This window comes from Amycolatopsis sp. NPDC000009 (genome assembly GCF_055563465.1).
In genome coordinates, this window is sequence record NZ_JBVHDI010000014.1 from 110,888 (window position 1) to 132,398 (window position 21,511).

The following is a 21,511-nucleotide window of genomic DNA, read 5'->3' on the forward strand; positions in this document are numbered from 1 at the left end:
AAACGATCAGTACTGTTCGGGTTCTTCGCCGAGCACGGCGGGAGCGACCGGGGACGACTGGCCCCAGACGTTCTCGGTCTCCACGAGCCACGGCGGGATACGCCGCCCGGAACCCATGTCGCCGCCCGCGCCCATGCCCATCGGCATCATGGGCATCATCGGCATCGCGCCCTTGGCCGCCGCCGCGCCCGCGGCACCGGCCGCTCCGCCCGCCAGGCCGCTCATCGCGCTGCCCGAGCCGCCGTCGCCCGCCAGGCCGGAGAACGCCGCCGGGGCCTCACCGGGACCGGAGACCCCGCCGCCGCCCGCGCCGATCGCGCCGCCGTCCAGCGACGGCGCTCCGCCACCGCCGATCGGGATGCCGCCGCCGGCGCCGCCCGCGGTCGCGCCCGCCCCGCCGGCACCGCCGCCGATGACCTCGCCGTCCTTCTTCTCGTCCTTGGGGTTCTTGCCGTTCGCCCACGCGGGCACCCGCGGCATGATCGAGCCGAACCGGCCGAACGCGGCGGCCGAGGCCGCGGCGAGACCGGCGGTGAACATGTCGCCGAACAGCGGGTTCGATTTGGGGACCTGGCCCGGCTGCCCGGTGGTGGGCGGCGTGGAGCCGTCCGAAGGCAGCGGATGCGTGTTGTCGCCTGGCACCAGTCCGACGCCGGGCGTTCCGCCGATGTCGTTGCCGACCGAGCCACCCGGGGCGGTGCCGCCACCGGTGACCGGCGGCGGGGCGACGGCGTTCGGCGAGGCCGGGATGGACTCCTCCGCGGCGGAGTACTCACCCGCGAGCTGGGTCATCACCACGATCGCCTTGCTGTGCGCCGCGCTGGCCGCGCCCGCGGCCTGCTGCTGCGCTTCGACGTTCGCGATGGCCTGCTGCCGCTGCTGCGCGGCGTTGACGATCGTCGACGGCGACGAATCCGGGGGCAGGAGCGGAGGATTGACGGCCAGCGCGAGATCCGCGGGGGAGACGTCGGGCACCGCGACCGGCGGCGGCATCTCCTTCTTGGCCTTCACCAGCGCGTCCGCGGCGTCCTCGAGGAGGTTGTTCATCGCCTGCGCGGTCTGGGCGACCTTGCGGATTCCGCCGACGAGGTCGCTGATCATCGTGTGGTACTTGTCTGCGGCGCCACCGGTCCAGTTGCCGGAGAACTCCTTCAGCTCGCCCGTCAGGTTCTCGGCCTGTTCGAAGAGCCCGAGACCGGTGGACTGCCATTTGTGGGCCGCGTGGCGCGCCGTGTTGGGGTCGCCCGTCTGCAGCATCGCGTAGAGCTGCTGATGCGAGTACGCGGCGAAGTTCGTGTGCGCGGTCTCGGTCATCCCTTGTTCCCCCCGCCGTTCGAGCCGCTGTTGCCGCCCAGCACGCCCCCGAGGACGTTGAGCAACGGATCGAGCAGCCCGGTCTGCCGGCTCGCGTTGTCGATGTCGCCCGCCACCGAGTAGTCCGCCGCCGCGTAGCCGTCGGCGACGGTCGTCGTGACGTCCTGCGCGAAGGTGATCGCGCCCTTGACCTGGTCCAGCAGGCCCTGCATCTCGGCGACGGCCGCCTGGTGCGCCTTGGTGAGTGAACCCGCCTCGCCGAACTCGCCGAACAGCAGAGGCTGTTCGGTCAGGGTCAGCAGGAAGTCGTTCGGCTTGGACATCGCGTGGATCTGGGTCTCCAGTTCCCGCACGAAGTCCTTCAGTGATTCCAGATGGACGTAGTACGACTGGTCTTGCATTGATCCCGGCTCTCTCGTGAACGGCCACGCCGACAAGGGGGACGACTACGCGCAAAGCCGGCCGGCCGGTGCCGAGGGGGGTGAAAGCACCGGCCGGCCGACGGATGGGGATCAGCCGGCGAACAGACCCTGGTTGCGGTTCTCCAGGCTGTGCTGGAGGTCGTGGGCGTCGCCGACCTTGCCACCGAACTGCGCGATGATCGCCACGATGTCCGCGGTGGCCTGGCGCAGGCGGGTTTCAGACGCACGGGCGGCCTCACCGGCGGAGCTGCCGGAGGCGTACCAGGTCTGGGTGATCGGCTGCAGATTGGTGTGCAGCTGCTCGAGCTGGGACGTGAGCGCCTTGGCCTTGGCGGCCAGCGAGGCCGAGCTGTGCTGCAGCGCGGCGAAGTTGATTTCGACGACGTCAGCCATGATGGGTGGTCCTCTCGCGGATCAGGGGTTCAGCCGGTGGATCACGGTCTGGTCGACGACTCCGCTGACCCCGGTGAGGCTTTCCCGGACCTGCTCGTCACCCGAGTTGTAGTTCCGGTTGCTCTCGTGCACGAGGCGCGACATCGTGTTGAGCTCGTTCACGGCGATGGTCATCTTCTCCTGCAGGCGGCGCTGCAGATCCCAGAACGCGACCGCCTGGTCACCCTTGTAGTTGTGCAGGGTCTGGGTCAGCTCGCTCTCCAAGCTGGCCATCGTGGTCTTGGCGTTCGACGCGGTTTCCTCGAACCCCTGGACGGCGCGCGCCATCGCAGCCGCGTCTGCCTGATATCCCGTACCGGTCATGGATGGGCCACCTCCTCTCATCTCGCTGGAAATCCCGGTGAGCACCAGGGGACGCCCTGTCTGCTCTTGTGAAGGACACGCTAGAAAAGAGGGGAGTGCGGTCAAACGGCACAACTGCCGGTCGCGCTGACGGCACTATTACCCACAGGTCGGTGGTAGGGCTTTCCCCACCCCCGATCAGGGGGAGCGCTCCAGTGTCCGGATCGGAGCTTCCCGGCACGCTCGACCCCATGGTGGACAAGGGATCCAGTGTTGTGTCGCATCGACCGTTGATGATCTTGGCGGCCGCGATGGCGGTGCTCGGGGTCGTCGCGCTCGGCGGTCTCGTCTTCGACGATCGCAGTCTCGTCAACGCGCCCATTTGGCTCAAGCCGCTCAAGTTCGCGATTTCCGTGGGTCTCTACGCGGTGACGCTGGCCTGGCTGATCGGGCAGCTGACCCGGGGCAAGCGGCTCGGCTGGTGGCTCGGGACGGTGTTCGCCGCCGGGCTCGGCCTGGACATGGCGTTGCTGTTCTGGCAGATCGCGATCCGCGGCCGGACGCTCCACTTCAACCGGGAGACACCGGCCGACCAGTGGATCAACAACATGGTCGCGAACGGCGCCTTCACCGGCTGGGGAGCGACGGCGGCCATCGCGCTTCTTCTGCTGTTCCAACGTCTTCCCGACCGGGCGATGAACTCCGCGTTACGCGCGGGCGCCGCGTTGTCGGTCGCCGGCATCGGGGTCGCGCTGCTGATGTTCGGGCCGAACGAACAGCAAATGGCCCAGTTCCGCGCCGGCGAACGACCGTCGGTCCTCGGCGCCCACGCGGTCGGTGTCCCCGACGGCGGACCGGGGCTGCCGGTGCTGGGATGGAGCACCGTGGGCGGGGATATGAGGATCCCGCATTTCTTCGGGATCCACGCGATCCAGGTGCTGCCACTGGTCGCCTTCGGACTGCTCAAGCTCGCCCGGCGGTATCCGGTGCTCGAATCGGAATTCGTACGGCGGAACCTGGTGCGGACCGCTTCGGTGGGCTTCGCGGGGGTGCTCGTGTTGCTCACTTGGCAGGCGCAGCGAGGACAGTCCATTGTGCATCCGGACTTCTGGACGCTGGCCGCGGGTGCGGGGATCATCGCCGTCGTGGCCGCCGGTTCGGCACTTTCGCTCCGGGCCCGGCGGCCGATGCACCAATTGACGTGAGGTTCGGGGAAAGGGGACCGTTCGGGGTGAACGGTCCCCTTTCCGGGTCAGACTCCCGCGGTGGTGCGGATCCAGTCGCGGCTCGCCGCGACGCTGGCGTAGTTCTGGGTGCCCTGCGGGTTCGTGCCGGAATTGCTGCCGGTCGAGCAGACCCCGACCTGGACGCCGTTCGCAAGCTGCGGGCCGCCGGAGTCGCCGTGCCAGGCGGAACCGTCGATGCCGACACTGGCGATGGCCTGCCCGCCGTACGCGTCGCTGCTGGTTCCGGTGATACGGACGTCGGCGGTCTTCAGGACGCTGGACGGCGGGTTGTTGCCCTGCGTGCGGCCCCAGCCGTAGATCTGGTTCGTGGTGCCGTTGGCCGGGTTCGCGGTGCCGAGCTTCAGGTAGGTCGTGCTGACCGCGGTCTTGAGGTGCAGCAGCGCGATGTCCCCGCGCGGGGCCGCCTTCTGCTGGTCGACGTCGGCCTCGGTGCCCTGGTTCAGGTTGACGTCGCCGACCTTGACGTGCATGCCGGGCTTGTTGAGGCAGTGCTTCGCGGTGAGGACCCATTGTGGCGCGATGATGGTGCCGGAGCAGTTGAAACCGCCGAACGCGGTGGCGTCGTCCCAATAGATCTGGGCGCCCCACGGCGCGGAACTCACGGTGCCGCCGCCGATGATGTCCTGGCCCGCGTTCGCGGCGGGGGTGGCGGCAAGAGTCAGCGCCGCGGCGGCACCGGCCACGGTTGCGACTATCTTGGACATACGCATGAATACGCCCTTCAGCCTGCGTCGGGGAAACCGCTTCGATTCGAAACGGTTTCACCAAGTTAGGCCGCGGTAAGGGTTTTAGTAACCTACCGAAGTCGGTAAACGTCGTGAGGAATGTATTGGCACGTCCGTTGTATCCGTTTTGCTGGAAAAGTGTTCGTCTTTAGGCTGTCATCGTGACGACAGTGATCGTGCTCAATGGCGGCTCCAGTTCGGGTAAGTCGGGGATCGCCAGATGCCTGCAAGCGGTGTTGCCGGCTCCCTGGCTCACCCTCGGCGTCGACACCTTGATCGACGCCATGCCGTCCACGGTGGACGACGGGATTGACTTCGCGACGGACGGCGGGGTGAGTGTCGGATCCGGTTTCCGGCGGCTCGAGAACGCGTGGATGGCCGGTGTCGCGGCGATGGTGCGGGCGGGGGCTCGGGTGATCATCGACGACGCGTTCCTCGGTGGGGCCGCGTCGCAGCAGCGGTGGCGTGACGCGTTGGCCGGACTCGAGGTGTTGTGGGTCGGGGTCCGGTGTGACGGCGTCGTGGCCGCCGGGCGGGAGATGGCGCGGGGAGATCGGGTCACGGGGATGGCGGAGGCGCAGGCCGAGATCGTGCATCGAGGTGTGGTTTACGACCTTGAGGTGGACACCGGAGTGAACGAGGCTCTGGCCTGTGCCCGGGAGATCGCCGCGCTGGTTTTGACCGCCGAGACCAGTTCGCCGGCGGTGGAGTAATCGCTGCCGACGAATTCGAATCACGGCCGCTGTGGTGCTCTCGTTGGGGGAGCCTTTTCGTTGAGCTCGGACTTCAGGCCGAGGTCGACGTTCCGCGTGTGGAACATCGTGTCGCGCATTGCGAAGCTGGGCTCTCAACTCGCCGCCGGTGAAGGACGTTTCGACGGAGTTGTCAGGGGCGCGCCCGCCGGATGGCTTTCAACGGGACCCCGTCTTGGGCGCGGCGGTGTCTCCGGGCGTGCACGCACAGTCCCAGACCGGATCTTGGGCACGCCGGTGTCGCCGCCCGGCGTGTTTCCGGGTGGTTCTGGGTGCCGCTCCGATCAGAAGGGTGGGGCGTCGTCCTCCGGTTCGGGACGTGGATCGTGGAATGGTTCAGGTATCGCGGTGTAGCGGCGGCCGGTGGGGGTGGTGAGGGTCATGCCGCCATTGCCGGTGGGTTCCGCGGTCCAGCCGGGTTCTTCTTTGAGCATGTTGTGGATCTTGCAGGCGGCGTGGCAGTTGTGGTGGTCGGTGTGGCCGTCGCGGGCCCAGGTGGTGATGTGGTCGATCTCGGAGAACTCGGCCGGGCGGTGGCAGCCGGGGTGGGTGCATTCCCGGTCCCGGGCCTTGATCAGGCGTGCGAGCGAAGCCGGGGACCGGTAAGTGCCGGGGCTGGCTTCGAGAAGTTGCCCCGTGGTGGGGTCGGTGAGCAACCGGGACCAGGTGGAGCCGGGGTCGGCGGCGATCTCCTGGGCGAGCCAGCCAGGAATGGGCCCGTAGCCGGCGAGGGTCGCGGGGTCCTCCCGGGCGCCGGTCAGGGTCAGCAAGTCGACATAGACGTGGACGTGCGCCCGGGGTGCGCCGTGACCGTCTTCGGCGAGGAGACGTTCGGCGAAGATGTCCGCGCGATGCTGGTCAAGAGTGCGGGTCTTGTCGGATGCGCGGCGGGCCTTGGCCGCACGGGACAGTGACGCGTACACCGAACTTGCTACTTCGGCGGGAAGATAACCCGACAGTTTGGACATGGTCTCGTCCTCGTGCTCCAGCGACACATGCCGCAACGCACGTTTCTGCTCGGCGCGTTCCCGATAGCCGTCGGGGTCGAACTTCTGCACCGCGTGATCCACCGACTTCCGGATCGCCGTCGGGTCACGCCCGGCCAGACGGCCCGCCATCCACGCGTCCACCTGGGCGGCGACCTCGTCGGAGACGTCACGGGTCAGCTGACTGACCTTCGACGCCTTGAACAGATCGATGTCGCCGTTTTCCAGCGCTGTCAACGTGTTCGGCAGCCGCGCCACCAAAGCACACGAGGTTTCGACCAGTAGATAGGCCTGATTGCGAGAGACCGAGAACGCCAGCGCGACCTCCTCGGTCACCGATCTTCGCGAACCACCCACCCCGGCGAACCCCGCTATCGAACGCACCTGCCGCCCCTGCGCGCGACGAAGCACCACCTCCTCGTCATACGCGGCATCAAGAAAACGAGCGGCTTTCGGATTAAAAGCAAGAGACTGGGTCATGACCAAGATCGTACTCGAACGTGCGTTCGAGTGCCACTGAATCGGCGGGGTGGTTTCAACTGGTGAGTGCACCACCTCTAGTCTGGCAACACTTTGCTGAACGCTTCGATCGGCTTAAGCCAGCCCAGCGTCTGCCGCGGCCGGTCGTTGAGTTCGTCTGCGATGGCATCGAGTTCGTCCTGTGAATACCCGGATAGGTCGGTTCCTTTGGGAAGGTGCTGGCGCAGCAAGTCATTGGTGTTCTCGTTGCTGCCACGTTGCCAGGGCAAGCGCGGATCACAAAAATACACCGGCATGCCGGTGGCCATGGTGAACTTCCTGTGGTCGCCCATCTCGCCACCTTGATCCCAGGTGACGCTGTTCTTGAAAACGTCAGGCAAGGTGTTCATCTTGGCGGCCACCCGTGGGGCCACATTCTCGGCCGTGCGATCGTAAGGAATACGCACCAGCATGACGAATCGAGTGCGTCGTTCGACCAAGGTTGCGATCTGCGATTGATTGTTCGCGCCGACGATCAGATCGCCTTCCCAGAAGCCCGGCACGGCACGGTCCTCGGCCTCGGCCGGCCGCTCGCTGATCAGGACCATGTCCGTGATCTTGCCCCGTAGCTCCGCCCCTCGCGACCGGGTCCGTCGCTTGATCCTGCCTTGGCGTAACCCCTCGGCCACCTCCGCCCGCAACGTCCCCTTCGCCTGTACGAACAACGCCTGGTAAATCGCTTCATGTGACACCCAGCGAGAATGATCCATCGGATGGTCGAGCCGCAACCTGTACGCGATCTGCATCGGCGACCACTTCTTCCGCAGCCCCTCATACACCACGCGAGTCAGAAACGGCGATTTCAGCACCTTGCGTTCCTTTGGGCGCTTCCGTGGACTCCCGCCTACCGTTTCGATCGACCTCGCGGGACACCACCGAATGATCCCGCCCAATCCAGGCCCCGATCTCCCGAAACGACTTCCCCTGCCTCAACCCGAACGCGATCAACTCGCGCTCCACCGACCGCAGCGGAACACCACGCGACACGGAACCCCCTTCGCTACCCAGAACGATCATTATCCCCAGCCGGTGCACTGACCATCTGAAGCCAAGCGGTGAGGGGTAAACCGCCTAGCGTCCCCGAGAATCTATTGGGTGACAAGGAAAATGTGACTTCGAGAAGTCAAACCCTTGCGGAGAATCCGTCACGGCAGAAAAGGAATCCGAAACGGCGACGCTCAGTCCTCCACGGGTTTCGTCCAAGCCACCTGCACCAGTCCCGTCCCATGCCGCCGCGACACCAGCACACCCCGCCCCGCGGGCTGAGGCCCGGGCTTCACCTCCCCGAGCAGCGCCCCTTCGTCCCGCGACCCGGACATCACGAGACCGGGGGAACCCAGCTCCCGAATCCGTTGCAGCACAGGCTCGAACAGGGATCGCCCGGCCCCGCCGCTCCCACGCGCGATGACGAGGTGGAGCCCGATGTCCCGCGCCTGCGGCAGGAATTCCAGCAGCGGCTGCAACGGATTGCGCCCCACGGTGGCGACCATTTCGTAGTCGTCGACGAGCACGAACAGCTCCGGTCCCCGCCACCACGACCGGTTCCGCAGCTGGTCCGGCGTGACGTCCGCGCCGGGGAGCCGGTTCCGCATGGCCTGCTGGCATTGGTCGATCAGCCCGGTCAGCACGGTTTCGGAACCCGCGTAGCCGAGCAGATGCGAATCCGGCACCGCGCCGAGCATCCCTCGCCGGTAATCGGCGACGACGATCGCGGCCTCTTCCGCCGAATACTTCGACACGATGCCCTGCGCGATCGCGCGAAGGAGCGAGCTCTTGCCCGACTCCACGTCACCGAAGGCCAGGAAGTGCGGCTCGGTGGCGAAGTCGAGGTACACCGGCCGCAGGTTCGATTCCGCGATGCCGAGCGTGATCTGCTTGCGCGGCCCGGCTTCCAGCGAGTCCAGCGGGACCTCGGGAGGCAGCAGCCGGACCTGCGGCGCCGCCGCGCGTGTCCAGGCCGCGGAAATCCGGCGGTTCAGGTCGAGACCGCCGGCACCGACGGTGTCCGGCCGCTGGTCCGAGTCGATCCGCGGGAGCGCCGCGAGGAAGTGCAGTTTGTCCGCGGTCAACCCGCGGCCCGGCCGGTCCGCCGGGACGTTCTGCGCGATCTTGCGGTCGATCAGCGAATCCGCCGGTTCACCGAGCCGCAGTTCGAACTTGGTGCCGATGGCGTCGCGCAGGGGCGCCCGCATGCCCATCCACTGGTTGATCGAGACGACGACGTGGATGCCGAAACCGAGCCCGCGCGAGGCCAGGCTGGTGATCTGTTCCTCCAGCTGCTCGTATTCCTGGCGGATCGTGGTCCAGTTGTCCACGAACAGGAAGACGTCGCCGAACTCGCGGCCTTCCGTGCTCTCCCGGAACTCCGAACGCCGCTGGCGGAACGTCGTGATCGACTCGATTCCGTTGGCGGAGAAGAACTCCTCGCGCTGTTCGAGCAGCGTCGTCAGTTCCGCCACCACCCGGCGGCACCGCTGGGCGTCGCGCCGGGTCGCGTAGCCGGACACGTGGGGCAGCCCGGCGATCGGCGCCAGCGCGCCACCGCCCATGTCCAGCACGAACAGCTGGACCTCTTCCGGCGTGTGAGTGAGCGCGAGCATCGCGGCGATGTCGCGCATCAGCGTGCTCTTGCCGCTCTGCGGCGCCCCGACGATCAGCGCGTGCCCGGCGGCACCGGAGAAATCCGCCCACAGCATGTCGCGCCGCTGCTCGAAGGGCTTGTCCACCAGCGCGACCGGGATCATCAGCTTGCCGTTGCCGCCCCAGCCCAGCGGGCACAAACCGCGAGAGGCGTCTTCGCCGAGCGGCGGAAGCAGTTGGTCCAGCGTCGGCGGTTCGGAGAGCGGTGGCAGCCAGATCTGGTGCGCCTCCGGGCCTTTGCCTTCGATCCGCGAGATCATCGCGCCGATGATGGTCTCGCCGGTGCCCTTCTCGACCGGCGCCTCGGCCTCGACGGTCACCGGGATCTCCACCGGCGCCAGCGTGAACGGCATCAGACCGAGACTTTGCCCGTCCTTGCGCACGATCTTGCTGCGCGGCGGCAGTTCCCCCGAGACGTACGCGGCCTTGAGCCGGATGAGGGTGTCGTTGTCGGACTTCAGATACGCCGAACCGGGCACGGGCGGCAGCTGGTAGGCGTCGGCGACACCGAGCACCGCACGGCTCTCCGACGCGGAGAACGTCCGCAGGCCGATCCGGTAGGACAGGTGCGAATCCAGCCCGCGCAGCCGTCCTTCCTCGAGCCGCTGCGACGCCAGCAGCAGGTGGATCCCGAGACTCCGGCCCAGCCGCCCGATCGCGACGAACAGGTCGATGAACTCCGGCCGCGAGGACAGCAGCTCGCTGAATTCGTCGATGATCACCAGCAGCGACGGCAACGGCCGCAGGTTGGCGCCCGATTCCCTGGCCTTTTCGTAGTCCCGCACGGACGCGTAGTTCCCGGCCGCGTGCAGGAGTTCCTGTCGCCGCAACAGTTCGCCGTTCAGCGCGTCCGCCATGCGGTCGACCAGCGCGAGATCGTCGGAAAGGTTGGTGATGACGGCGCAGGTGTGCGGCAGCCCGGTCATCCCCGCGAACGTCGCGCCGCCCTTGAAGTCGATCAGCGCGAGGTTCAGCTTCTCCGACGAATGGGTGACGGCGAGCGCGGTGACCAGCGTCCGCAGCAGCTCGCTCTTGCCGGATCCGGTCGCGCCGATGACCAGCCCGTGCGGCCCCATCCCGCCTTCCGCCGACTCCTTGAGGTCAAGGTCGACGGGCCTGCCTTCGGGGTTGACGCCCAACGGGATCCGCAGCCGGTCCCGTGCGGACCGGGGTGCCCAGGTGACCTCGGTGTCGGTGTCGCGCGGATCGCCGATACCGAGCAGCCCGGCCAGTCCGAACGTCGCCGACATCGGCGCCTCGCTGACCACCGCCGCGCCCTGGAACAGCGGCGTCAGCATCCGGGACAGCGCTTCGGCGGCCCCGCGGTCCAAGGTGTCCGGCTTGCCGAGGAAACCGAGCCGTTGCTCCGTCCCGTCACCGACGACCATCCCGAGTTGATCCGGGCTCAGGTGCAGGCTCAGCAGCCGTTCCGACGAGACCGACCGCGGCTGCTCCGCGCCGATCTCGAGCACGGTGACACCGAGCCTGCCCTCTTCGGCGACGAGCCGCGTGTCCCCGTGGGTGTTCCCGCCGTCCACGACCACGACGACGTGCGGCAGGTCCAGCCGGGCGTCCGGCCGCCGGGTGAACGCGGGCCGGTCACCGAGGTCGGGGCCGAGGAGTTCGGCGAGCTTCCCGGTGCCGGCGTCGACGAGCCGCCGCGGGCCGGCGGCGTCGGCGGCGGTGGAGGCGACGTGCGGCAGCCACTTCGCCCATTCCCAGTCGTGCAGCCGGTCGTCCTTGACGCACAACGCGATCCGCAGGTCCCCGGGGGAGTGGAAGGTCGCGAGCTGGGTCAGCAGTGCCCGCGCGGTCCCGAGCGTGTCCGGGCGGCGGCCGGACAGAGCGACCTGCGCGAACGACCGCAGCGAGACCGCGACCGGGAGCCCGTCGACCGTCGAATAGGTGCGGATGAAGTGCTTGAGGTTCGTCGAGCACACCGGGTCGAGGTCTTCGAGCGGGACGGTCTGCGGCGCCTTCAACGGGGTCGCCAGCCGCTGCGGCCCCGTCCCGATCCGCACCTGCCCGAACTGCGCGTCGGACCGCCGTCGATCCCACAGCCTGCCCGTCTCGACACAGGCCCACAGATCCGCCGGGTCGGGCTGCAACGCCGTCATCGCCGCGCGCTGGTTGTCCGCGATGTCCCGGACCTGGCCGCGCAAACCGGTCAGATACCGCTGATAGTCCCGGCGTTCCTCGTTGATCTGCGCCTTCTTCTGCGCGCCGCCGCGGCCGAGCGACATCACGACCATGCCCACCATCGCGGTGAGGAACAGCGCGCCGAAGATGTAGGTCATCACGCCGCCGTCGCGTCCGATGTAGACGAACGACATGGCGCCCATGCCCAGCATCATCGGCATGAACATCAGCAGCTGCATGGCTCCACCGGAGGAGCCCTTCGGCAGCATCGGCGGAGACTGCAGGACGATTTCACCGGGCTGCTCGCCCAGGGCCGGCAGGCGGTCGCGAGTGGCGCTCATCAGGGTCTTTCTGGCCGCTTGTGGGTAATCCTGCCGATCATTCTGGCCACTCGTGCCGCCCCCGCGGTGGGTACTTTTGCCGTCCGCTCACGTCTGGTGGCGAACTTACGCTGCTGGTCACGCAGACGTGGGGGAAGAGAGTAAGGAGAGCCATGGTCGGCACGGGCGAGTACCGGGCGGAGCCCGAGGCCATGCGCTCGGCGGTCGGGAACCTGGGCGGCATCATCATGCAGGGCATCAACGTCGTCGCCGACCTCGAACGCACCGTCCTCCAGCCGATGTCGTTCGCCACGTTCGGCAGCGCGGTGGCGGCGGCCAACACGGCCATGCAGAGCCAGCAGGTGGTCGCGGTCCGCACCCTGTTGCAGCTGCTGCAGCAGATCAACGGCTTCATCAAGAGCAGTGCCGACGCCTACCAGGCCGCCGACGAGGCGGTCGCGGGCGGATACGGCGGCCGTCCCGGCGGCGGCGCGGGTTCGACGTCGTCGTCGATCTGGGGCAACTCGCACGCCTCCGAGCTGGCGACGCTGGCCATCAACGACAGCGCCGGCGGCGTGGGCGAGCCGTCTTCGGTCGGCAACGTGCTGCGCTACCTGGGGGACGCGCGGCTGGGGCAGCTCGGCGACCACCCGATCACCGACACACGGTTCCACGGCGTCTCGGATTTCAACGACTGGCTGGCCGGTGACGCCGACAACCAGGCGCGGGTGGGGGTCATCGAGGTCTACGCCGGTACGGCGCGCAACTTCGGCGATGTGCCGGGCGGGGTGCACAGCGGCGACGTCGTCGTGGTCGAACCGCTCCTGTTCTCCGACAACAAGCCGATCATCGCCATCGCCGGAGAGGGCGGGCTGCTCTACAACCACGGAATCGTCGAAGCGGACATCAACGGCCTGGCGAAGGTCAGTGTCTACCGCCCGGCTTCCGTCTGACTTCCGGCCTGAGGAGCGACCATGCTGACTTACCCCAATTCCAGCGCGATGGACGCCACGGCGTCCTCGGGCGGGCCGATCACCATCCTGCCGCAGATCCTCACCGGCCAGCCGGAGCAGATCGCGAAGCACGTCCTCGAAGTGCTCAAGAAGGCCAACGAGTTCCTCACCATGTACAACGAGGTGACGAAGGCCGCCGAGCAGCTGGGCAAGATCTGGTCCGGCGCCGCGTCGGACTCCGCGCTGAAGAAGATCACCGACTCCCTGAACTCGCTGACCAAGATCATCCAGGTCGTGCAGAAGGGCGCCGAGCTGCTCGGCATCGCCGGGACGCTGATCAAGACCGCGCAGACCGCCTACAAGGCGGTGGTCTCGGCGGTGAACCCGACGGTCGCGGGCCTGATGTCGAATCCGTGGACCTACGGTGCGGCGGTCGCGCTTTCCACCGCCACCAGTGCTTCGCTGCGCGCGTTCATCACCGCGATCGGCGCGCTGTTGAAGGCGCTCGGCGTGGTCGACCTCGCCAACCAGATCACCCAGATCGCCACCATCATCGGCGAGGTCCAGAAACTGTTCGGGCACAACGACGCTGGGGACAACGGCGCGGCGGGCAACTCCGCGGTCTCCGGCACCCCGGTCACCAATCCGCAGGCGCCGGGTTCGGTCGCCGGCGGTTCCGGGCAGGCAGCCATCGGTGGCTCCGGTGGCGGTGGTTCGACGCCGGGCGAGACGCCGCCGTTCACCCAGTACCGGCCACCCGCGCTGGGCGGCAACGGATCCCAGGGCAACTGGCCCGGCGGCGCCGACGCCTGGATCCCGGTGGACAGACCCTCCGGCGGGGGCGCGGGTTCCGGCGGCTCGTACCCGGGTGCCGGGAACACGGTCACCATCACCACCGACCTGAGCACCGGCAAATCCACCGTGCAGGCGCCGGGTGGTCAGGACATCGATATCGACATCGACATGAACTACGGCGGGAAGCATTTCGAGCAGCACATCGACATCGACGTGGACAACGCTGTAGCTGACTCGCCGACCAAGGGCAGGTAGCCGTGTGGGGGAGCGGTGTGGTCGACGCTTCGGGCGTCGTCAGTTCGATCCTGTCGAATTACCGGCGGCTCGTGGTCGAGTACCAGCGGCGGGTCACCGGTGATCCGCCGGCGCTGACCGCGGCCGGACAGCGGTGCGGCGATCGGGCGTCGACCGTCTCGGGCCGGGCGGACGAGATCGGCAAGGCGGCGAAGGCGCTCAACGCGTCTTGGGAGGGCGACGCCTACACGGCGTTCTCCGTCTCCGCCGCGAAACTGTGCCAGGAACTCGGCGAGCTCGGCGCGAAGCTGAGCGACCAGTCGAACCGGCTGCGGGCGGGCGCGCAGGCGCTGCAGGGCGCGAAGTCCTGTGTGGACTCGATCCTCGCCCAGTTCGACCAGTACGCCGCGCAGCTCACCAGCCAGGCGCGGACGGCGAACGCGAACGCGGTCAACGCCTTCATCGCCGCCGCCCGCCGGCTCGGCGAACAGGCCGTGCAGGCGGCGCAGGAGATCGCCGACGAGCTGAGCGAGGAACTCGCGCGGCTGTTCCCGCCGGAGGGCACGGGCCGGATCGAGCACGAACTCGGCAAATGGGGCCGCGGCCCGCTGTACTGGCTCAACGGTGAAACGCTCGATGGCCGTAAGCGCCCGCGCTCGCATCCGTCCTGGTTCGGAAATTCCGGCTGGAAGAAGCTCACGTGGGACGGTCTGGAAGGCACGCGAGCCCCGCGTGCCGGTGACACCCCGTTCGGCAGGCCGAAGCCGGAGGGACTTGGCGAAAAGGCCTGGGGCAACACCGAGATCACCTACGCCAAGTGGAAGCAGGAACAGGACGGCTTCACCCCGGGGTGGGACGCCAAGATCTCCTCGCAGGGCTGGGACGTCAAGGCGGCCGGTCACGCGGAATTGGCCGCGTTCAAGGAAGAACTCGAACGCAAGGGCGAATGGGGCGTCGCTTCGGGCAGCGCCAAGGGAACCGCGTTCGTCGGTGGTGAGGTGAACGGGTCGCTGCAGGCGGGCGCGCACGGGGTCGGTGTGCACGCCAACGCCTTCGTGGGCGGCAAGGTCGAAGGCGAGCTCGCGGCGGATGTGGCGGGGGTGGGCGTCGGCGCGAGCGGAACCCTCCAATACGGACTCGGCGCGCAGCTCGACGGCCAGGCCGTCTACGACGCCGGGCATATCAAGGTCAACTTCAAGGCGGGTGTCGCGCTCGGCCTCGGTGCCGGGATCGGCGCGAAGATCGACATCGATCTGCCGAAGATCGCGGACACCGTCGGCGAGTACGGCGGCGCGGCCGTCGACGCGGTGAGCGGCGCGGCCGGCCAGGCGGCGGACGCCGTCGGCGAGGCGTGGGACGACGCGACCACCTACGTGGGCACGTGGTGACAGGGATGAGCGAAACGATGACGCAGGACCGGGTCTCCCTCCCGCTCGGATTCGACATCCCCGAGGGCTGGGTGCCGGTCGACCCGGCGTCCGTCGGCGCCGAGGGCGCGGTCTTCGTGGCGGTGCACTCCGGGACGTATGCGGAGTTCACCCCGAACATCACCCTGAGCATCGGGCAACGGCCCGACCAGACGGAGATCACCGGCATCGCCGACGAGGCCGTCGAACGCCTCGGCCGGACGATGGCCGCGCTCGAAGTGGTGCGGCGCAAGGTGATCGGCACCGGGATCGCGCCGGGGGTGACGCAGGTGCTGCACGTCCGCACCGGCGAAGGACAGGATCTCGTACAGACGCAGGTGCTGCTGACCGTGCCGGGGGCGACCCCGGCCGAGCGGCTGATCCTCGAAATCGCCTGTACCGCAACGCCCGAGGCGGCCCGCGGCCTCGGCGACGACTTCCGGCGGTTCGTGGGCAGTGTCCACGTCCGGCGGGATTTCACCGCAGATGAAGGAGAAGACTCGTGACCACCGACCCCTACGCCATGCCGGACATGGACGAGTTGCTGGACCAGGTCCGCAAGCAGACCGAAGAGGTGCAGCGCATCCAGCGTTCGGTCGAGGCGATGGAGGTCAAGGCGCACTCGCGGCAGAACGAGGTCACCGTCGTGCTGCGCGGTGACGGCCGGTTCACCTCGATCGACATCGACCCGCGCGCGGTGCGTCAGTACGACGCGCGCAACCTCTCGGAGATCGTGCTGGAGGCGGTCAACAACGGGCTGCAGAAACTGGCCGAGGCCAGCAGCGCCAAATTCGCCCCGGTCATCGAGTCCGCCAAGTCGATCGAAGCATGACGGCCGCGATCGCCGGTTCCACCCGGCGCGTCACCGTGGTGACACCGCGGGCGCGCGTCGACGTGGCGCTGCCGCAGCAGAGCACGTTCGCCGAACTCGTCCCGCAGCTCGTTCGGCTCGCGGGTGCTTCGGGGCAGGCGTCGGCCGAGCATCCTGGCTGGGTGCTGTCGCGGCTTGGCGGCGCTCCGCTCGCGCTCGGGCTCACGGTCGCCGCGGCGCAGGTGCGCGACGGCGAAGTCCTCCATCTGACCCCGCGGGAACGCCCGCGGGGTCCGCTGCTGTTCGACGACGTCGTCGATTCGATCGCCAGCGTCGCCGAGTCTGGCACCGGGCGGTGGGGGCCGTCGGTGGCGCGCAAGGCGGGCATCGTCGCGTCGGTGGTGCTGCTGCTCGCCGGTGGGCTGCTGGTGCAGGCCGCGGCGTCCGGCAGCGTGCTGGCGCCGATCGGGACCGGGCTGCTCGCGCTGGTCCTGGTACTGGGTGGCGGCGCGCTGAGCCGCGCGTACGGCGACGCGGAGGCCGGTGCCGCCGGCGCGCTCGCCGGGGTCGGCGCGGCACTGCTGGCGGGGATGTCGATCCTGCCGCCGCATCCGCTGTTCTCCCTGTCGGCCGGACCGCTGGCCGCCGGGCTCGCGGTCGTGACCGTCTACGGCGTGATCGCGGCCGTCTCGGTGGCGGACCGGCTGCCGTGGTTCGTCGCGGTGACGGTTTCGGCCGGGCTCGGCGCGATCACGACCGCCATCGTCCTGCTGGCCGACGTCCGCCCGGTTTCGGCGGCCGCCGTGGTCGCGGTGGTGGCGACGGCGCTGGCCGCGGTGGCGCCGATGATGGCGCTGCGGCTCGGCAGGCTGCCGCTGCCCAGGGTGCCCGACGACATGGACGCGTTCCGTGCCGACGAGAACCCTTCGCTCGGCGAGGACATGGTCGGCGGGACGACGTACGCGCAGGCGTTGCTGACCGGGCTGCTCGTCGCGCTCGGGCTCGTCGTGTTTTCGGCGTCGGTGGTTCTGTCTTCTTCCGGCGGGGCTTGGGAAGCGGGTTTGAGCGCGCTGCTGGGTCTGGCGCTGATGTTGCGCTCGCGAGCCTTCGCCGGCCGTTCGCAGCGGGTGGTGCTCGTCGGTTTCGGCGCGGCGGCCCTGGCGGCGGCCGGATTCTGGCTCGCCGCGAGCGGTCCGCGTTCGTTCGTCTTCGCCGCGGGCTGTGCCGTCGTCGTCGCGGCGGGCGTCTGTCTCACCTACGCGACGCGTGTCGCGAAGGGACGTCGTTCTCCTTACTGGGCAAGGACTCTCGATATCGTCGAGTTCCTGGTGCTGCTCTCGCTGATCCCGTTCGTCGGCATGATCGCCGGCGTCTACGAGGCCGTGCGGGGCTGATCTCTCCCGCATTTCGTCCTCTGGATGCGGTACTTGTGTCACGCAAATACCGCATCCAGAGGACGAAATGCGTTCAGTCGCTCAGTTCTCCAGCGCCAGCGGCAGGGTCCGCCGGACCGACGCCGCGTGCCGTCCGTGCAGCGGGCTCACCGCGATCCCGGTCGGCCGCACCGGTTCCGCTCCCGGCCGTCCACCGACCCGGATGGTCACCTCGGACTTCTCGCGTCCGCCAGGCGACCGGTACAGCGTGTACGAAGTCGCGGTGAACGCCGAGCCGGGAACATGAAGATCCAGTGTCCGCGCGAGATCCCGCTCCGACCGGGGCCGGTAGCAGACCTGCGACGCGCCGCCCCAGTCCCAGGAACGCCAGCCGTCCGCCGGCGCGTCCTGGCCGCTGCCGAGCGCGACGCGCAGGTTCTCCGTCACCTCACCGGCTTCGAGTACGGTGCTCTCGAACCCGGCTTCGGCCAGCGCGCCCATCAGCGACAGTGCCGCGCAGGCGGTGCTACGCAGCGCGCCGAGGTCTCCGCCGCCTCTGGCGAGCGCGGCGATCGGCGCGTCCTCGGGCCGGTACCGGACGGTGAGCCAGCGAACCCGCAGCAACGACTGTCCATTAGGGACGGTCCAGGTCAGCAGTTGCGCGCTGGACAAAGGGATCCCGGTGCTCGTGTACGCCTCGCGCAGGATGCCGACGAGCGTGTCCGGCGTGGGCGCCACGGTCCCCGGGGTGAGCCGCACGATGGCGCTCCACCCGTCGCCGACCTCGGCGACGCCGAAGCGGTTGCCCGCGCGGTCGACATGCTGGCGCACCCGGACGGGACCGGCGAGCCGGTGCAACGGATCGGGCACTTCGTTCTTGTCACGGCGCTTCAGCCGATACATGACCCAGGTGAGCGCCCAGCCAGCGGCGTGGCGTCCGGCGAAGCGCACCGAAGTCGTCAGCACGAGGACGCCGGCGACGGCGACGATACTGATCCAGGCCGCCTGAGGGATCCCGTCGACGGTGAGGGCCAGCAGGATCGCGATCCCGGCGATCTCCCAGAGCGCCGCCTGCAGCGGACGGATCGGCAGCAGCCAGGGCAGGGGCGCCGCGCCCGCGATCCCGCGTGGGGGCGCCTTTTCCGGGACCGGGCGGGCCGGGGCTTCAGCGTGCACGCGCCCGACGGTAGCCCCGCCCCGCGCGGGGGAGGGGCGTAAAAAATACCCTCACCGCGAACCTGGCCGGAACCTAACGTGAGCACCCTCGAAACGGGTGGGCGAGAGCAGCGGGGGACGGGAGCGTGTGGACGCAGCGGGACCAGATCCAGGCCTACCAATTCCTCCGCAGGAGACTGGTTTCGGCGCTGGTCTCGGCTGACGCCAACCATCCGGTCGCCCCGAGCCGCAGGCTCGTCATCGGGACCCTGTGCGGCCTCGGTGTCGCGTTGCTGGTCACCGCGGTGTTCGGCGTGATCGGCCTGCTGAAGCCCTCCGGTGGCAAAGACTGGCTGGCGGGCGGCAAGGTGATCGTCGAAGAAGGCACCGGCGCGCGCTACATCCTCGGCCAGGACGGCGCGCTGCATCCCGTGCTCAACTACGCCTCCGCGCGGCTGATGGCGGGCGGCAACGGCGACGCCACTGTGACCGTCCCTTCGGACAAGCTCGCGAAGGCACCGAGGGGTTCGCAGATCGGCATTCCCGGCGCCCCCGACTCGCTGCCCGCGGCGGCCGCGCTCGTGCACACGCCGTGGACGAGTTGCTCGCGGACCACTCAGGACGCGCCCGCGTCGGCCGAACCGGAGACGACGGTGCTCCTCGGCGCACCCGCCGCCGGGGTCGACCTGCCGAGGGATCAGGCCGTCGTGGTCCGTGTCCCCGACGGCGAGCGCTACCTCGTGACGGCGGGGCGCCGCTACAAGCTCACCCCGGAAGCCGCCACGGCGCTGCAGTTCGACACCTATCCGGTGATCGCGGTGTCCTCCCGGTGGATCGGTACCGTCGCCGCCGGACGCGATCTGGCCTACCGCGCGGTCGAGGACGCCGGACGGCTCGGCCCGAAGGTCGGCGGCACCGTGACGAAGGTCGGTTCGGTGCTCGGCGTCGTCGACGCGATGGCGTCACCCGGCGACGCGACGTCCTACTACCTCGTCCGTGCCGAAGGGCTCCAGCCGATCGGCCAGACCGAGGCGAGCCTGCTGATCAACACGCCGGAGAACGCGGTTGCCTACACCGGCGTCCCGGCGCCCGTCGCGGTGCGCGCGGCCGACGTCGCCGCGGTGCCGAAGGTCGCCTCGACGAGGACGGGCGGGGCCGATCCCGCCGAGTATCCGGACCGGATCCCGCGAAAAGCGCCCGTTACCGGACAGTCCGTGACGTTATGCGCACAGGGTTCTCGAATCGTTATCTCCGCACAGGTCCCGTTGCCGCAAGGTGCGAAGGCGATCCCGGTGACGGCGCGCACGGACGCGCTCGTCGCCGACGCCGTCTTCGTGCCTCCGTCGGGAGGCGCGGTGGTGGCGGAATCCGGTTCCGGCACGGTCTACGTCGTCACCGACACGGGCCTGAAATACCCGGTGGCGAGCACCGAGGCACTCGCTTCCCTCGGGTACGGCCAAGCCGAACGGCAACCGGTTCCGAATGGATTGCTGGCACTGGTGCCGCGCGGGCCCGCGCTGGACCCGGCGCAGGCAGGCCGCGCGGTGTCCGCGGCGGTGGGTGGGACGGGGTGATCGGGAACGTGCGGATGACCGAAGACAGGCCGGAGACCGACCGCGTCGACGTCGCGGTGATCGAAGACCATCCGCTGTACCGGCACGCGGTGGTCCGGGTCCTCACCGAGGCCGAGGGGATCGAGCTGGGTGCCGTGGTCGATTCCGTCGCCCGGTTCCACGTCCATCCGCAGCCGCCCGGCAGTGTGGTGCTGCTCGACCTCGGCCTGCCGGGGATCGCCGGCGCGGCCGCCGTGCTCCAGGTGGCCGAACTGGGACATCACGTGCTCGTGGTGTCCGCGCAGGCCGAGCCCGAGCAGGTGCTCGGCGCGATCGCCGCCGGCGCCAAGGGGTTCCTGTCCAAGGACGTCGACGTCGACGAACTGCTGACCGCGATCAGGACGGTCGCGCGGGGCAGGGCCTACGTTTCCGCGGTGGTGGCCGGAATGATCATCAAGGACAACGCCGACCGTCCCGCGCCGGCTCCGGACGTCGCGCTCTCCGCGCGGGAGAAGCAGGTCCTGCGGCTGGTCGCGGCGGGCGAACGCGACGTCGACATCGCCCGCATCCTGGGCATCGGGGTTCGGACGGTCCGCGGTTATCTGGACCGGATCCGTGACAAACTCGGAGAGAGAAGGCGGGCCGCTCTGGTCCGCAAGGCCATCCAGCTCGGTCTCGCGTCTCCGCCGGAGGTGCCCGGCCCGGCTCGGCCGGTCGCGCCCCGCGCCGACGCGGGCGGATTCGAAGGACGCCGGTGAACGCAGACGAGCAGCAGCCGAAACGCACCACGCCGATCAACGTCGGGGTGATCGAAGATCATCCGCTGTACCGGGACGCCGTCGCGCGGGTCCTCACCGAAGCGCCCGACATCGCGCTGGGCGCCGTCGCCGACTCCGTCGCGCGGTTCGCCGTCCAGGAGCAGCCGCCCGGCAGCGTCGTCGTCCTCGACCTCAAGCTGCGCGGCGTCCAGGACGCCGCCGCCGTGCTCGAAGTGGGCCAGATGGGGCACAAGGTGCTCGTGGTATCCGCGCACGCCGAGCAGCCCGAAGTACTGGGCGCCATGCAGGCCGGGGCGAAAGGCTTTCTCTCCAAGGACGTCGACGGCGACGAACTCCTGCGCGCCATCCGCACCATCGCCGAGGACAACGCGTACGTGTCGCCGACGCTGGCCGGGATGATCATCCAGGACAGCGAAGACCGCCACGCCGGGCCCAAGATCGTCCTGTCCGAGCGGGAGAAGCAGGTCCTGCGGCTGGTCGCGGCGGGCGAACGGGACGTCGACGTGGCGGAGATCCTGAACATCAGCGTGCGGACCGTGCGGTCCTATCTCGACCGGATCCGGGACAAGACCGGGGAACGGCGCCGGGCCGGATTCGTCCGCGTGGCGATCCGGGAAGGCCTGCTGCGCTAGCCCCCTCCCGCATTTAGTCCT

Annotated in this window: 19 protein-coding genes and 1 pseudogene; 11 read left to right on the forward strand and 9 right to left on the reverse strand. The window is 69.0% G+C overall.

All coding sequences use genetic code 11. The annotated features are described in order from the left end of the window. Nucleotides 1-6: 6 nt before the first annotated feature. The 4 genes from ACZ3HL_RS30465 to ACZ3HL_RS30480 form a co-directional block, all read right to left on the reverse strand. A complete protein-coding gene (locus tag ACZ3HL_RS30465; protein ID WP_465418866.1) occupies nt 7-1,314 on the reverse strand; it encodes a WXG100 family type VII secretion target in 1,308 nt (435 codons plus the stop codon). Beyond that, the gene (locus ACZ3HL_RS30470; protein WP_465418864.1) at nt 1,311-1,715 is read right to left on the reverse strand and encodes a hypothetical protein; all 405 of its coding nucleotides are present in this window, start codon (nt 1,713-1,715) and stop codon (nt 1,311-1,313) included. Before ACZ3HL_RS30470 ends, ACZ3HL_RS30465 begins: the two co-directional genes overlap by 4 nt. A gap of 111 nt (nt 1,716-1,826) precedes the next feature. Then, complete coding sequence (locus tag ACZ3HL_RS30475) at nt 1,827-2,129, reverse strand: hypothetical protein (protein WP_005155348.1); 303 nt, start codon at nt 2,127-2,129, stop codon at nt 1,827-1,829. Nucleotides 2,130-2,150: 21 nt separating this feature from the next. Next, nucleotides 2,151-2,492, reverse strand: a complete 342-nt coding sequence (locus ACZ3HL_RS30480) for a WXG100 family type VII secretion target (protein WP_076153289.1) — start codon at nt 2,490-2,492, stop codon at nt 2,151-2,153. A 194-nt stretch (nt 2,493-2,686) separates the two neighbouring features. Here ACZ3HL_RS30480 and ACZ3HL_RS30485 point away from each other — a divergent pair, with 194 nt between their 5' ends. Beyond that, nucleotides 2,687-3,676 (forward strand): hypothetical protein, encoded by a 990-nt coding sequence (locus tag ACZ3HL_RS30485; protein ID WP_465534967.1) that lies wholly within the window; start codon nt 2,687-2,689, stop codon nt 3,674-3,676. A 47-nt stretch (nt 3,677-3,723) separates the two neighbouring features. On the opposite strand, the gene ACZ3HL_RS30490 is transcribed toward ACZ3HL_RS30485, so the two are convergent. Further along, nucleotides 3,724-4,422, reverse strand: coding sequence for a S1 family peptidase (locus ACZ3HL_RS30490; RefSeq protein WP_465535034.1), 699 nt, complete (start codon nt 4,420-4,422; stop codon nt 3,724-3,726). A gap of 182 nt (nt 4,423-4,604) precedes the next feature. Between ACZ3HL_RS30490 and cpt the strand changes: the two genes are divergently transcribed. Continuing rightward, nucleotides 4,605-5,156 carry a chloramphenicol phosphotransferase CPT gene (gene cpt, locus ACZ3HL_RS30495; RefSeq protein WP_465534968.1) on the forward strand — a complete coding sequence of 184 codons (552 nt, stop codon included), beginning with the start codon at nt 4,605-4,607 and terminating at the stop codon, nt 5,154-5,156. Nucleotides 5,157-5,479: 323 nt separating this feature from the next. On the opposite strand, the gene ACZ3HL_RS30500 is transcribed toward cpt, so the two are convergent. The 3 genes and pseudogenes from ACZ3HL_RS30500 to eccCa form a co-directional block, all read right to left on the reverse strand. Next, on the reverse strand, nt 5,480-6,517 hold the full coding sequence (locus ACZ3HL_RS30500; protein ID WP_465535035.1) for an HNH endonuclease signature motif containing protein: 1,038 nt from the start codon (nt 6,515-6,517) through the stop codon (nt 5,480-5,482). A gap of 221 nt (nt 6,518-6,738) precedes the next feature. Continuing rightward, a pseudogene (locus ACZ3HL_RS30505) lies at nt 6,739-7,717 on the reverse strand (IS30 family transposase). Between the two features lie 161 nt (nt 7,718-7,878). After that, nucleotides 7,879-11,820, reverse strand: a complete 3,942-nt coding sequence (gene eccCa, locus ACZ3HL_RS30510; RefSeq protein WP_465534969.1) for a type VII secretion protein EccCa — start codon at nt 11,818-11,820, stop codon at nt 7,879-7,881. Nucleotides 11,821-11,972: 152 nt separating this feature from the next. On the opposite strand from eccCa, the gene ACZ3HL_RS30515 reads away from it, so the two are divergent. From ACZ3HL_RS30515 to eccD, 6 genes are read left to right on the forward strand one after another with little or no spacing between them, the layout of a single operon-like run. Beyond that, nucleotides 11,973-12,752 (forward strand): WXG100 family type VII secretion target, encoded by a 780-nt coding sequence (locus ACZ3HL_RS30515; RefSeq protein WP_465418858.1) that lies wholly within the window; start codon nt 11,973-11,975, stop codon nt 12,750-12,752. A 21-nt stretch (nt 12,753-12,773) separates the two neighbouring features. Next, nucleotides 12,774-13,802, forward strand: coding sequence for a hypothetical protein (locus ACZ3HL_RS30520; RefSeq protein ID WP_465534970.1), 1,029 nt, complete (start codon nt 12,774-12,776; stop codon nt 13,800-13,802). Nucleotides 13,803-13,819: 17 nt separating this feature from the next. Further along, the gene (locus ACZ3HL_RS30525) at nt 13,820-15,169 is read left to right on the forward strand and encodes a WXG100 family type VII secretion target (RefSeq protein WP_465534971.1); all 1,350 of its coding nucleotides are present in this window, start codon (nt 13,820-13,822) and stop codon (nt 15,167-15,169) included. A 5-nt stretch (nt 15,170-15,174) separates the two neighbouring features. Then, complete coding sequence (locus ACZ3HL_RS30530) at nt 15,175-15,693, forward strand: hypothetical protein (protein WP_465534972.1); 519 nt, start codon at nt 15,175-15,177, stop codon at nt 15,691-15,693. Further along, nucleotides 15,690-16,019, forward strand: a complete 330-nt coding sequence (locus tag ACZ3HL_RS30535) for a YbaB/EbfC family nucleoid-associated protein (RefSeq protein WP_016336001.1) — start codon at nt 15,690-15,692, stop codon at nt 16,017-16,019. Before ACZ3HL_RS30530 ends, ACZ3HL_RS30535 begins: the two co-directional genes overlap by 4 nt. Continuing rightward, entirely contained in the window at nt 16,016-17,392 is a 1,377-nt protein-coding gene (gene eccD, locus ACZ3HL_RS30540) for a type VII secretion integral membrane protein EccD (RefSeq protein ID WP_465534973.1), read from the forward strand. Before ACZ3HL_RS30535 ends, eccD begins: the two co-directional genes overlap by 4 nt. A gap of 81 nt (nt 17,393-17,473) precedes the next feature. On the opposite strand, the gene ACZ3HL_RS30545 is transcribed toward eccD, so the two are convergent. After that, nucleotides 17,474-18,547 carry a type VII secretion protein EccE gene (locus ACZ3HL_RS30545; RefSeq protein WP_465534974.1) on the reverse strand — a complete coding sequence of 358 codons (1,074 nt, stop codon included), beginning with the start codon at nt 18,545-18,547 and terminating at the stop codon, nt 17,474-17,476. Between the two features lie 125 nt (nt 18,548-18,672). On the opposite strand from ACZ3HL_RS30545, the gene eccB reads away from it, so the two are divergent. The 3 genes from eccB to ACZ3HL_RS30560 are packed head-to-tail and all read left to right on the forward strand — an operon-like array spanning nt 18,673 to nt 21,490. Next, a complete protein-coding gene (eccB, locus tag ACZ3HL_RS30550; protein ID WP_465534975.1) occupies nt 18,673-20,100 on the forward strand; it encodes a type VII secretion protein EccB in 1,428 nt (475 codons plus the stop codon). 14 nt (nt 20,101-20,114) lie between these two features. Beyond that, the gene (locus ACZ3HL_RS30555; RefSeq protein ID WP_465534976.1) at nt 20,115-20,837 is read left to right on the forward strand and encodes a response regulator; all 723 of its coding nucleotides are present in this window, start codon (nt 20,115-20,117) and stop codon (nt 20,835-20,837) included. Further along, nucleotides 20,834-21,490 carry a response regulator gene (locus tag ACZ3HL_RS30560; protein ID WP_034319368.1) on the forward strand — a complete coding sequence of 219 codons (657 nt, stop codon included), beginning with the start codon at nt 20,834-20,836 and terminating at the stop codon, nt 21,488-21,490. Before ACZ3HL_RS30555 ends, ACZ3HL_RS30560 begins: the two co-directional genes overlap by 4 nt. Nucleotides 21,491-21,511: the final 21 nt, after the last annotated feature.